Source organism: Candidatus Zixiibacteriota bacterium (assembly GCA_022865345.1).
GTDB lineage: Bacteria > Zixibacteria > MSB-5A5 > MSB-5A5 > RBG-16-43-9 > RBG-16-43-9.
Genome location: JALHSU010000134.1, coordinates 1 through 12,319 on the forward strand (window position 1 = coordinate 1; position 12,319 = coordinate 12,319).

Sequence of the window (12,319 nt, forward strand, 5' to 3'; positions counted from 1 at the left end):
CAACTGCTTAGCAGGCAGCTGCCTTCAGCCATCTCGGCCACCTCTCCGGGAAATACAGTTTGGAGTTTGTTTGTTTGGAGTTTGGAGACCACTCAACCCCACAACACCTAACTCAAGGTTTAGGAGTCTACAAGTTTAAGAGTTTAACCGACCCATCCCTACAACTCCAAAAAATATCGCTAATTTTACAAAGAGCAAATTCGAACTTGATTTTAAAAAACCCTTAAACCTTATTTGAATTTCTTCGCTAAGAACAAGAAACTTCCACCGCAAACTTATTCTATTTACGGATGCTTCAATATATAAATAAAAAATTATCAGAAATCAACTACTTTTATTCATAAGTTAAACCCACGTTGAGGGCAACCCATACGGGCAAGCTGTGGGTTTACCAATTTGTAGGGACGAGGAAACCTCGCCCCTCGGTTTTTTGTAGCGTCGGGTTTCATATCCGACGTTTTGTTTTATTTTGGATGTTCGGGAGATATTTAAGAACAAACAGGGGCGTTCATTTGAACGCCCCTACAATATAAAACATAGACAGAAGGTCAATCCTCTTACCTAGGTTGAGGGCAACCTAGGGCTACCGAGTTCCCCACGTAGGAGACAACATGGATCTACCAAGTTTTTCGTAGGGCAGCCCTTCAGAGTTGCTCCTTTTCTTTTTCGTAAGGCTGAAGTCTTCACCAGGATCCTGTGGACAAGACCTTGATGGCCTTGCCCTACGTATCGGACAGGGACAAGCCCTGTCCCTACTTGTCTTGTCTCAAACTCCAAACGAACAAACTCCAAACTCTCTTCTATCTCCCTTCCTGTTTCCTGAGATAAGCTGGTATCTCCAGGTCATCCTGGGAAAAAGCCGCATCCCTGTTTTTAGGCACAAGGATCTGCTGGGTTGTGCTCTCTTTTTTAAGCGGACGCGGTTTCTCAAAGACCAGCTTGCGCGAGGAAAACAGGTCGTGTTCTGATTCCGGCTCTTTTTTCAGGGCTGAACTTCCGAAACCGGTCGCAATCACCGTCACCCTGATCTCGTCTCTTAAGAACTCATCGATAACTGCTCCCCAGATGATATTTGCTTCAGCTCCAGCTGCCTCTACTACGACTGAGGAAGCTTCGTTCACCTCAAACAGGGTCATCTGCGGACCTCCGGTCACGTTCACCAGAACACCTTTTGCTCCGGAGATGGAGACATTTTCCAGGAGCGGACTGGCGATAGCTTTCTGAGCTGCCTCTTTAGCCCTGTTTTCCCCGGATGCATAGCCGGTTCCCATAAGTGCATCACCCATCTCCGACATGATCGTTTTCACGTCTGCGAAATCCAAATTGATCAGACCGGGCACGGTGATTAAGTCTGAGATCCCTTTGGTGGCTTGAAGCAAAACCTCGTCTGCAAACCTGAAAGCCTCTAAAAGCGTGGTCTCCTTCTGCACCACAGAGAGAAGTTTCTGATTCGGTATAATAATCAAGGTGTCAACCCTCTGCTTCAGCTCCTCAATCCCCTGCAGGGCTTTTGCCATTCTTTTCTTTCCCTCGAAATCAAACGGCTTGGTTACCACTGCAATGGTCAAAGCACCTAATTCTTTAGCGATCTCCGCAATTATGGGTGCTGCACCAGTACCGGTTCCTCCACCCATCCCTGCGGTGATGAAGACCATATCCGTACCAGCTAATGCCTCTGCTACCAGCTCCCTGTCCTCTTCAATTGCCCTCCTGCCGATCTCCGGATTGGAGCCTGCTCCCAGACCTTTGGTCAGCTTGGCTCCGATTTGGATTTTCTGGACCGAGCGGGAGTTATCCAGAGCCTGGGCATCTGTGTTGACCGAGATAAACTCCACCCCGGATAATGATGCATCTATCATCCGGTTAATTGCGTTACCGCCCGCACCTCCCACGCCCACCACTTTCATCCGCGCATATTCCTGAGCCCCTATGTCTAACTCGAAGAACATAACTGACCTCCTGTCTTAAGAGATTTTATATTTCTTTATCATTCCTGCCAAAGTGAACGAGCCTGGCCGGGCAAGGTGCCCGACCTACGAAGACCGTGAACTTATATTTCATCAATTCTCGTAGGCGGGACCAGCCCCGCACACATGAGCTTTTCAAAGATCTCTTTATAAATATTCTCCAAAAAAGTTTTTTACCCTCTGAGCGACCCGGTTGAAAAGCCTTCCATTAGCTCCCTTTCTGAATTTCCCCTGGTAATTTCTTAGCCCGTAAAGAACCAACCCGATTCCTGTGGTATTCACCGGATTAACCGCTATGTCTAAAAGACCGCTCACCCCTTTAACTTCGCCCTTTTTTACCGGCATATCAAAAACCTGCTCAGCTAAATCCTCTGTCCCTTCTAAAAGAGAGCCTCCACCAGTCAGCACAACCCCGGTTGCCAAAATATCTGAGAAACTTGTCTTCTTCAGCTCTCTCAAAGCCAGACTGAAAATCTCCTCCATCCGTGGCTCGATTATAGCGGCTAATATGCTTCGGGAAACTTCCCTTGGCTCTCTTGCACCCACTCCAGGAACTTTTATCATCTCCTCAGGATCAGCCAAGGAAGCCAAGGCACAGCCGTAATTTTTTTTCAGTTCTTCAGCCTGCTCGACTGGAGTTCTCAAACCTATGGCTAAATCGTTAGTCACGTTCCTCCCGCCTAAGCTTATGACTGCAGTGTGCCTTATGCAACCATCGTAGAAAATTGCCAGATTAGTAGTTCCTCCACCTATATCAATCAGGACAACTCCCGACTCTATCTCCTCTGGCGTAAGTAGAGCCTGGCTTTCTGCCAGGGGTTCTAAGACTAAATCTAAAAGCTCATACCCTGCCCGTTTCACACTGCGGTGGATATTTTGGGTCGAGGTGACTGAGCCGGTGACTATGTGAACCTCTACTTCCAATCTCGTTCCTCCCATTCCTCTGGGGTCTTTAATACCGGACTGGTCATCCACGGTGAACTCCTGGGGAAGCACATGAATTATCTCCCGGTCCATCGGGATAGCAACAGTTTTGGCAGCCTCAATTGCTCTTTCAATTTCAGACTGGGTGATCTCATGGTCCTGACGGGTTACAGCTATAACCCCGCGGCTGTTGATGCTGCGGATATGGTCGCCGGCTATGCCAGCATAAATCGATTCAGCTTTCACCCCTGCCATAAGCTCCGCGTCCTGGACCGCTTTGATTATCGAGTTAACAGTCTGCTCCAAATTCACCACCACCCCCCGCTTCAATCCTTCTGCCGGGGCTGTTCCTAACCCGATGATCTTCACCTTTCCTTCTTCGTCTACTTCCCCGATCACTGCGCCTATCTTGGTCGTGCCTATATCTAAACCTACAACCACGTTATCTTTTCCCATAGCTTATCTCCCCTGCAAGCTTTTATACCGCCTGAACGGCAGTATAAAGGCTTCTTTTTAGAGGCTTTTCCTTGCTTCTTTAAAAATTACCTGGTCCTTGAATCTGAAATCAAGGCATGAGCATTCCTCAACTACTAATGCTTTTTCTAACCAGACGAATCTTTCGATTTTTTTTTGAAAATCTCCTGTCCCGAAAAAGATCCTGGCGCCGCTTTTCACTAGAATGACTACTAAATTATCCTTATCCTCTAAATCTATCTCTGAAATTTGATCCAGAAACTCGGGTAGTTTTTCCCTTACTGCTTTATAAAAGGCTAAGGCTTCCTCGATTTTTGGCTCCTCTGCTCTGCTGTAAGGTTTAAAGCTTCTGGATTTTATCCCGTTAACAATTGGCAAATCATAGGCTTCCCCTTCTCTTAATGGGATGATCTCCCCCTCCAATGATAGGCCGCACAGCTGGGGCGAAAGGTTTAAGATTAAATCAGGTTTTTTCTCCTCTATCCTTATGGCGATTTTATCTGGAAGGATCCTGTAAGTCTCAACGGATTTCACCCTCTGATCTTTTTCTATCTTCCTTTCGATATCCCCTAAGTCGATTTTGAAAATGTTCTGCTTCAATCTCAAATTCGCCAACTTGAGCACCTCATCCTGGCTTAAACCTTCGTTTCCAGTTATGTCCAGGTTTTTCAGACCGAAAAGAGTTGACTCGGTGAAAAAAAGCTCAACCCCTCTCAGCCAGAGAAAGAGCAGCACCAGAACTCCTGCGATTGCTGCTTTTTTCACCTCTCCCCCTCTTTTAAGGATAAGAGCAGATTCTCACCCACCTTGAATATGTCTCCTGCCCCTAAGGTTATCACCATATCCCCTGATTTTAAGATTTTTTTAAGGAAGGGGATTGTCTTCTCTTTCTCCGGTATATAGAAAACCTCCTTATGCCCGTATTCTCTCGCCTGTGAAGCAACAAGCTCACCGGTTATCCCTGGGATAGGCTCTTCCCTGGCTGGATAGACATCTGTTACGATCAATATGTCCGAGTCGAAAAAAGATTTGCCAAACTCTTTATAGAAATCCCTGGTGCGGGAATAAAGATGAGGCTGGAAGACAGCTATGGTCCTTCTTGACCATCCATCCCTTGCAGCTTTCAATGTAGCTCTTATCTCTGTGGGATGGTGTGCATAGTCATCTACAACCATCACCCCGTTTATAATCCCTTTGATTTCGAATCTCCTGCTAACTCCTTTGAATTCTGATAGGGCTTTTTTCATCTTGTCAAAGGGTATCTCAAGTTCCAATGCCACACAGATTGCAGCTAAAGAGTTTTTGACATTATGGATTCCGGGAACAAACAGGGAGACTTCTCCTAAATCTTTGTCCTTATGCCTTACCTTGAAACGGCTGCCATTTTCTTTGAGCATGAATGAATGAGCTACCAGGTCAGCCTGGGGAACCAGCCCGTAAGTGATTATAGGCCTTTCTATCCTGGGCATTATCTCCTGAATGGTCGCCTCATCCAGGCACAAAATCACGCTTCCATAAAAGGGAACTTTATTGACGAATTCTGTGAAAACCGATTTTATCTCCTCTAAATCCTTGTAATAATCCAGATGCTCAGCTTCTAAGGTAGTGACCACAGCAATCGTAGGTGTAAGGCGCAAAAACGAGCGATCGAACTCGTCTGCCTCAGCTACCAGGTATTCACCCTGACCTAATTTGGCATTGCTCCCTAAGTTTGTGACCCTCCCACCCACGATAATGGTCGGGTCTAATCCAGCTTCTGTTAAAATCTGGCCTATCATCGAGGTGGTAGTTGTCTTTCCGTGAGTCCCTGCTACACCGATGCCGAATTTCATCCGCATCAGCTCGCCCAACATCTCCGATCTTCTTATCACCGGGATTTTGTTCTCCTTGGCTAAAACTACTTCTGGATTCGTATCTTTGACTGCTGAGGAGATGACCACAACATCCGCTCCTGCGACATTCTCCCTCTTATGCTCCAGGAAGATCTTAATGCCTAATTTTCTCAACCTTTCAGTTGATTCAGAGCTTCTTATGTCTGACCCGGAAATTGAATATCCTAAATTCCAGAGGATCTCGGCAATGCCGCACATCCCGGTCCCGCCTATCCCCACAAAATGAAGCTTTTTTACCTTTTTGAATTGCATCATCATATTTCACTTCTTCTTAGTTCCTCGTTGGGTCTCCTGACCAACGAGGCTCCGTTGGTGAGAACACCAACGGAGAGCACTTTCATCAGTCATTGCGAGGAGTCCGCACGGACGACGAAGCAATCTGAACTAAGTAAACGGATTGCTTCGCCCTTTCGGGAACTCGCAACGACGTTTGTTATTTCTTATTATCTTCCTTTTTCAGTCTTCCATTTTCCTTTACTTAGCCCGCGTAGGGGCGGAGCTCATCTCCGCCCTAAGGTGTGCGGGTGGAGGCAAGCTCCGCCCCTACGACTATTTCTTTAAGAGTTCCTCCATCTCATCCACAATTTGAGAAGCTGCCATTGGTTTAGCTAAAATTTTTGCATTTCTCGACATCTCTTTCAATCTGTTTTCATCCTTCAAGAGCCCCACAATCAGAATTGCCAGATTCTCACCTTTTAGCTCCTTTTCTAATATCACTTCAGCCGCACCTTTTTCTTTTAAGGACATAGCATTATATCTCTGATGGTCTGCTGTGGCAAAAGGATAAGGGATAAGAATCGAGGGTTTGCCGCAGGCGGTCACCTCAGCTAAAGTCAGAGCACCAGACCTACAAACCAGCAAATCAGCAACGGCATAAGCTGAGCTCATATCCTGGATAAAAGGAAGTATTGTTGCGTTTAAGTTTACACCTTTCATAAAATCTCTGATCTCCTCAAAATCCTTACTTCCTGTCTGCCAGAGAATCTGAATATCTCCAGCCTGTTCCAGATAACTAATCCCTTCCCTTATGGCTTGATTTATCCTTCTTGAACCCTGACTGCCACCCAAGATGAAGACTGTTTTCTTGTCCGGGTTCAGATTGAACTTTCTTAGTCCTTCTTCCCTGTTCCCGGAGATGATCTCTTTTCTGATAGGATTACCTAATACCCTCAACTTTCCCTTCAAAGGAAAGTACCTGGTCGAATCTTGGTATGAAAGACAAACCCGGTTGGTAAATAAGGACAAAATCCTGGTAGATATGCCCGGATAAGAATTTTGTTCCTGAATTAGCGTTTTCTTTCCCAGCAAGCTCGCCATTAAAAGAACAGGCAGGCTTACATAACCTCCGGTACCAACCACAATGTCAGGTTGATACTTTCTCAAAACCGTTCTTGATTCCAGAAAACTTTTCAGTATGTAGAAAGGCAAAAAGAAAAGCTCTTTTCTCAGACTGCGGGCTAATCCTTTAGCGGAGATGAACTCCAAATTGAAATTATTTCTTGGAACCAATTCCTTTTCCAATCCTTTCCTCGTGCCGATGAAAAGTATCTCCGAGTCCGGAAACCGGTATTTGAACTCATTGGCAATAGCAATCGCCGGGTAGATATGCCCTCCGGTTCCTCCTCCAGCTAAAATCACTTTTAGCATAACCTCCTGTGTATCTTAAAATCCCTTTGTCTGGAGATATTCAGGATTATCCCCACACCTGCCAGATTGAAAAAAAGAGAAGTTCCTCCATAACTTAAAAAAGGCATCGGTATTCCCGTGGTTGGAAGTAGTCCTAAAACCACGCTTGAATTTATGAGAAAATTTATGAAGATGGTAAAGGTAAGCCCAAAAGCAAGGTAATAACCTAACAGGTCCGGCGCTCTCTGGGAAATCTGAATACCTCTCCAGGCTAAAAGAAAAAATAGGATTAAAATGCCTGCTACCCAGAAAAAACCTCCCTCTTCACCGATTGTAGCCAGGATGAAATCAGTATGAGGTTCCGGCAGAAAGAAAAGTTTCTGCCTGCCCTGACCTAACCCTACGCCGGTTAATCCGCCATTACCCATAGACAAAACCGATTGTTTGAGCTGATAACTTCCCTGTAACGGGTCATTAAGGGCTTTAGCATAATCTATTATCCTGTCTTTTTCGTACCCGGTTAAAAACACAAATAAAAGCCCGATGACTATAACGGGAACAGTGATGAATAACAGATAACGCAATTTTACTCCAGATAGATAAAGCAGAACCAGGGAACTTAAAACCAGGGTAAAAAGCCCTCCCAGGTGAGGCTCTTTCAAGAGAAGCAGACCTGACACTCCTAAAACCACCAGGTAAGGCAGGAGCAGATGTTTGAACTGTTTTATCTTCTCGCCTTTTTTAACCAGGGTAAACGACATAAATAGGATAAAAGAATACCTGAAAAATTCGCTGGGCTGAAACCCGATAGGGCCAATCCGAATCCATCTTTTTACCCCTTTGGTCGGGTCCAAGAACAACACCAGGACCAGAAAAATCGCCGATAGAAAAAGACAAACATACGATATCTTTTTAAGGCGATGGTAATCTGTCTTCATTAACAGGAATAAACCCACAGAGGAGACAATAAGCCAGGAGAGCTGTCTGATTAGAAAAAAGGATGAGTCCTTCTTCATTTTGAAATCAGCCAGTATGGCGGAGGCAGAATAGATCATTATCATTCCCAGGAAAACCAGGATTAGAACGATAGCAATCAACATGAAATCAGGCTTGGACCGGTCAGTCATCTCTTTTCCCCTTTAGATTCAGGACCGCTTCTTTAAAAACCCTTCCTCGGTGCTCATAATCTTTGAACATATCGAAACTGGCGCAGGCAGGGGAAAGCAAAACGCAGTCACCCTTATCCGCTTTTTTGAACCCTAATTCTACTGCTTCCTGCATAGACTCGACTATGCATGTAGGCACCAGCTCACCTAAGGCATTTTTTATTTTCTCTTTTGCCTGGCCTAAAAGGATTAGTCCTTTAACCTTCGATTTGACTAACCCCCTCAATTTCGTAAAATCTCCGCCTTTATCCTTACCTCCGGCGATGAGAAAAACCGGCTCTTTTATGCTCTGCAGGGCATAGAAAACAGAATCAACATTGGTGGCTTTGGAATCATTAACGAATCTTACCTGGTCGATTATGGCAACTTCTTCTAACCGGTGTTCGACCCCTTTGAAACTTCTCAGGGTTTTTTCCATTGAATCTTTTTTCACGCCTAAGACAGCACTGATGGCACAGGCAGCGCAGGCATTGGACAGATTATGTGGCCCCTTGATCCTTATCTCTTCTAACGGGATTATCTCTTCAGCTTTACCATTGAGCTGAAACACTAAGTTTCCATTTCTGACGTAGGAGCCAACCTTCAATTCGCTTTTAGTGCTGAAAAACAGGCTTTTTGCCCGGGACAGAGGTGCCAGGTTTGAGGTTATCGGATCATCCCAGTTTAAAACGACAAAATCATCCTCGGTCTGATTCTCGAAAATCCTCAACTTGGCATCAGTATAGCTTTTCATATCAGGGTAACGGTCAAGATGGTCAGGGGTGATGTTCAAAATTGCCGAGACCTTCGGCTTGAACTCCTCGATTTTCTCCAATTGAAAACTGGAGACCTCCAGAACGATTATACCTTTGCTGGAAACCTCCTGCACCACACTTGAGAACGGAACACCGATATTTCCCGCCACTTTTACCTCCCTTCCATCCTCTTTTAATATCTCACCCACAAGAGTAGTAGTGGTTGTCTTGCCGTTTGAACCGGTAATACCTATGATCTGAGCTTCGCAAAGCCAGTAGGCTACCTCCATTTCCGAGAAAATCGGTATTCCTTTGTTCTGAGCTTCAATCAAGACCGGTAGATCAGAGGGTATACCCGGACTTATGATCAGATAGTCCTTATGTTCAATGGATTCTTTCGTGTGTCCTCCGGTCTCATAGTCTATTTCTGAGTTTTTCAATTCTGTAATCTCTGAAGATAAGCTTTCCTTATCCTTCTTTTCTGTCAAGAAAACAGAAGCACCCAGGCTCTTCAAAACCTTAGCCAGAGCCATACCAGACCGAGCCATCCCGAAAACAGAGATTTTTTTCCCTCTAATCCGATCCACTCTCACGCATACCTCATCCGAACAAAGCGCTCTCAATTTTTCCCCTCAAACCCTTTAGTCCTCGAATCTTTTATTTTTTTCGTAGGGCAAATCTCAAGATCCACCTTGGACCTTCAGGTTTGTTTGTCTTCTATCTCGCAAGGCTGAAGTCTTGCCCTACCACCTGTCATTGCGAGGAGTCCGTAGGACGACAAAGCAATCTTCACAGTATAGGGGATTGCTTCGCCCCCTATGAGGGCTCGCAATGACAGCATAATTTTTTACCGCTGCTCGTTGGTCTCCTGACCAACGAGGCTCCGTTGGTGAGGACACCAACAGAGAGCAAGGCCTTGACATACACACCTTTTGTATGTTCTAACCGACTTTAGTCGGGTCTTTTCTTACGCCACTGAAGTGGCTTTGAACTAAATTTGTTTTTCCTTTGAACTTTTGAACTTTTTTATCTTATCTTTAGAGTACTTAACGTCAAAAGCGCAAATATCGCTCCTGCTATCCAGAATCTGACCACCACTTTCGGCTCCTGCCAGCCGGAAAGCTCAAAATGATGATGCAGAGGTGCCATCTTGAAAATCCTTTTGCCTTTACTGCACTTGAAATAGACCACCTGGAGCATAACTGAAAGCGCCTCAGCCACAAAAACTCCGCCGACTATCACCAGGAGCAGCTCTTTTTTTACCAGAACAGCCAACAAACCTAAGGAGCTTCCCAAAGCTAAAGCTCCGGTATCCCCCATAAAGACCTTTGCTGGATAGGAGTTGAACCATAAGAAACCTAATGCCGCTCCTATTAAAGTCCCGCAGAAAATAGTTAACTCACCAGCCCCTTCTAAATAAGTAATGCCTAAATATCTGGAAAAATCCGTCCTTCCTGTAACATAGGCTATACCAGCAAAGGCGATTGCGCATAGCCCGGCCAAGCCTATGGCTAATCCATCCAGCCCATCAGTCAAATTGACCGCATTGGATGAGCCAGTCAGGACCAGCATCACAAATGGAATGTATAAAATCCCGAAGTCCAGGAAGTAGCTTTTGAGAAAAGGTATCTCAGTGGCAGTATCAAAATTGCGCGAGGGCGGAAAAAAATAAAGGAGCGCTCCTATGATTAAGCCCAGACTCACCTGTCCTATTAATTTTTTCCTGCCAACCAGTCCTTTGCGCTGGTGTTTTATGGCTTTGAGATAATCATCCATGAACCCGATCGCACCGGTCCAGGCAGTTGCCAGAAGAATCAGCTGTATATACCGGTTGCTCAGATCAGCCCAAAGGGCAGTGGGCAGCAAAACTGAGAAAAGGATTATCAGTCCGCCCATAGTTGGCGTCCCCTCCTTCGTCAGATGGGTTGCTGGCCCCTCTGCCCTTATCTTTTCCTTCACCTGTTTTTCCCTGAGTTTGCGAATGAAGTAGGGTCCCAGAATCAGACTTATCAAAAGAGCAGTGACTGTAGCATAAGCGCTGCGGAAAGTTATATATTTAAACAGGTTAAAAAAACTTATATGCTTGCTTAAGGGATATAACAAATGATAGAGCATTTTAGCTTTTGACCGGATAAAGTTTTTTCAAACCATCCACGACTGCTTCCAAGCCTATTTTCCTTGAGCCTTTGAAAAGGACCACATCCCCGGGTTTCAAAATCTCCAGAAGCTTTTCCAGGAGAGATTTTTTATCTTGAAACGAGAATATATTTTTTTTCTCAAAACCTTTATCTTTGGCCCCTTGGGCAATTCCTGAGGAGAGCCCTCCAAAGGTAAAAAGGTAATCTACTTCACATTCCTTGACTTTTTCACCAATTGTTTTGTGAAATTCCAAAGATTTTTCGCCTAACTCTAACATATCCCCTAAAACTGCCACTTTATTTCCAGAAGTCTTCATCCCTTTAAGGGTTTCTAAAGCCATCCCCATTGAAGTAGGGTTAGCATTATAGGAATCGTTTAAGATTTTTATACCATCTACTTCAGACAGTTCCATTCTTAACTCAAAAGGAGTATAATTTTCCAGAGCTTCTTTAATTTTTTCCCCCTCTATCTTGAGGATCGATGCTGCCGAAAATGCGGCTAAGGCATTATAAACATTATGTTTCCCTAAGAGCTTAATAGTAATTGGAAATGAATTATTTACAGAAAACGAGAAAAATCCATTTCCGTTTTGAATTATGTTTTTCGCTACGAAATCAGCTTCTTTTTCCAGGCCGAAAGTGTAGACTTTTCTTTTCTCAATTTTAACTCTTTTTGAAAGCCAGGGGTCATCTGCATTCAGGACTATCTTTCCTTTTTCATCCATATTCTCTAAAAGCTCAAATTTAGCCTGAGCAATTTTTTCTAAGCTTCCCATAAACTCTAAATGAGCTGGACCTATATTGGTGATCAGTCCCGTGTCAGGATTTGCCATTCTGGTCAAAATTCCTATCTCTCCTGGCTGGTTCATCCCCAATTCCAGGACCAACACTTCAGTCTCAGAAGTAATCTTAAGCAGAGTCAAAGGAACCCCCACCTGATTATTGAAGCTTTTTTCTGAACGGAGGACTTTATACTTTTTCGAAAGAACCTCTGCTATCATCTCTTTGGTAGTGGTTTTACCATTTGTGCCGGTGATAGCCACTACTTTGACATTAAATTTATCCCGGTACCATTTTGCAATCTCTTGCAGGGCAGTTCTGGTATCTTTAACCAGAACCGCCCTTTTCCCTGAGGTGGAAGATATGTAGGGAATTTCTCTATCTGTTAATTTGTCTTCTGAAATGATTACACAGGATGCCCCTTTATCCAGGGCCTGTTTTATGAAGTCGTGTCCGTCATACTTCTCACCTTTTATGGCGATGAAGAGATTCTGGGGCTCGATCGTTCTGGAATCAATAGACAACCCTTTAATCCGGAAATCCGCAAAGGGTCCTTCAGGAAATGGTTTCCCTTTAACTATGTCTAAAAGCTCTTTATATCTTATTTCTATCATAAAT

The 12,319-nt window shown here is 44.6% G+C and carries 9 protein-coding genes; all 9 read right to left on the reverse strand.

Going from position 1 to position 12,319, the window contains the following annotated elements:
• Nucleotides 1-800: 800 nt before the first annotated feature.
• The 9 genes from ftsZ to MUP17_05890 all read right to left on the reverse strand — a co-directional run bounded on the left by ftsZ (nt 801) and on the right by MUP17_05890 (nt 12,315).
• Nucleotides 801-1,949, reverse strand: a complete 1,149-nt coding sequence (ftsZ, locus tag MUP17_05850; GenBank protein ID MCJ7458495.1) for a cell division protein FtsZ — start codon at nt 1,947-1,949, stop codon at nt 801-803.
• Between the two features lie 165 nt (nt 1,950-2,114).
• Nucleotides 2,115-3,347 carry a cell division protein FtsA gene (gene ftsA, locus MUP17_05855; GenBank protein ID MCJ7458496.1) on the reverse strand — a complete coding sequence of 411 codons (1,233 nt, stop codon included), beginning with the start codon at nt 3,345-3,347 and terminating at the stop codon, nt 2,115-2,117.
• 57 nt (nt 3,348-3,404) lie between these two features.
• Complete coding sequence (locus MUP17_05860) at nt 3,405-4,130, reverse strand: FtsQ-type POTRA domain-containing protein (GenBank protein ID MCJ7458497.1); 726 nt, start codon at nt 4,128-4,130, stop codon at nt 3,405-3,407.
• Nucleotides 4,127-5,509 carry a UDP-N-acetylmuramate--L-alanine ligase gene (gene murC, locus MUP17_05865; protein ID MCJ7458498.1) on the reverse strand — a complete coding sequence of 461 codons (1,383 nt, stop codon included), beginning with the start codon at nt 5,507-5,509 and terminating at the stop codon, nt 4,127-4,129. Before murC ends, MUP17_05860 begins: the two co-directional genes overlap by 4 nt.
• 297 nt (nt 5,510-5,806) lie before the next feature.
• A complete protein-coding gene (gene murG / locus MUP17_05870; GenBank protein ID MCJ7458499.1) occupies nt 5,807-6,904 on the reverse strand; it encodes an undecaprenyldiphospho-muramoylpentapeptide beta-N-acetylglucosaminyltransferase in 1,098 nt (365 codons plus the stop codon).
• Nucleotides 6,898-8,010, reverse strand: coding sequence for a putative lipid II flippase FtsW (ftsW, locus tag MUP17_05875; GenBank protein ID MCJ7458500.1), 1,113 nt, complete (start codon nt 8,008-8,010; stop codon nt 6,898-6,900). The genes murG and ftsW overlap by 7 nt, the downstream gene beginning before the upstream one ends.
• Nucleotides 8,003-9,406 (reverse strand): UDP-N-acetylmuramoyl-L-alanine--D-glutamate ligase, encoded by a 1,404-nt coding sequence (gene murD / locus MUP17_05880; GenBank protein MCJ7458501.1) that lies wholly within the window; start codon nt 9,404-9,406, stop codon nt 8,003-8,005. Before murD ends, ftsW begins: the two co-directional genes overlap by 8 nt.
• Nucleotides 9,407-9,809: 403 nt before the next feature.
• Entirely contained in the window at nt 9,810-10,898 is a 1,089-nt protein-coding gene (mraY, locus tag MUP17_05885; GenBank protein MCJ7458502.1) for a phospho-N-acetylmuramoyl-pentapeptide-transferase, read from the reverse strand.
• Nucleotide 10,899: 1 nt separating this feature from the next.
• The gene (locus MUP17_05890; GenBank protein ID MCJ7458503.1) at nt 10,900-12,315 is read right to left on the reverse strand and encodes a UDP-N-acetylmuramoyl-tripeptide--D-alanyl-D-alanine ligase; all 1,416 of its coding nucleotides are present in this window, start codon (nt 12,313-12,315) and stop codon (nt 10,900-10,902) included.
• Between the last annotated feature and the right edge of the window lie 4 nt (nt 12,316-12,319).

Bases quoted from the DNA above. Each gene is read 5' to 3' on its own strand.
- ftsZ (MCJ7458495.1), bottom strand. From the start codon at position 1,949: ATGTTCTTCGAGTTAGACATAGGGGCTCAGGAATATGCGCGGATGAAA.
- ftsA (MCJ7458496.1), bottom strand. From the start codon at position 3,347: ATGGGAAAAGATAACGTGGTTGTAGGTTTAGATATAGGCACGACCAAG.
- murC (MCJ7458498.1), bottom strand. From the start codon at position 5,509: ATGCAATTCAAAAAGGTAAAAAAGCTTCATTTTGTGGGGATAGGCGGG.
- murG (MCJ7458499.1), bottom strand. From the start codon at position 6,904: ATGCTAAAAGTGATTTTAGCTGGAGGAGGAACCGGAGGGCATATCTAC.
- ftsW (MCJ7458500.1), bottom strand. From the start codon at position 8,010: ATGACTGACCGGTCCAAGCCTGATTTCATGTTGATTGCTATCGTTCTA.
- mraY (MCJ7458502.1), bottom strand. From the start codon at position 10,898: ATGCTCTATCATTTGTTATATCCCTTAAGCAAGCATATAAGTTTTTTT.
- MUP17_05890 (MCJ7458503.1), bottom strand. From the start codon at position 12,315: ATGATAGAAATAAGATATAAAGAGCTTTTAGACATAGTTAAAGGGAAA.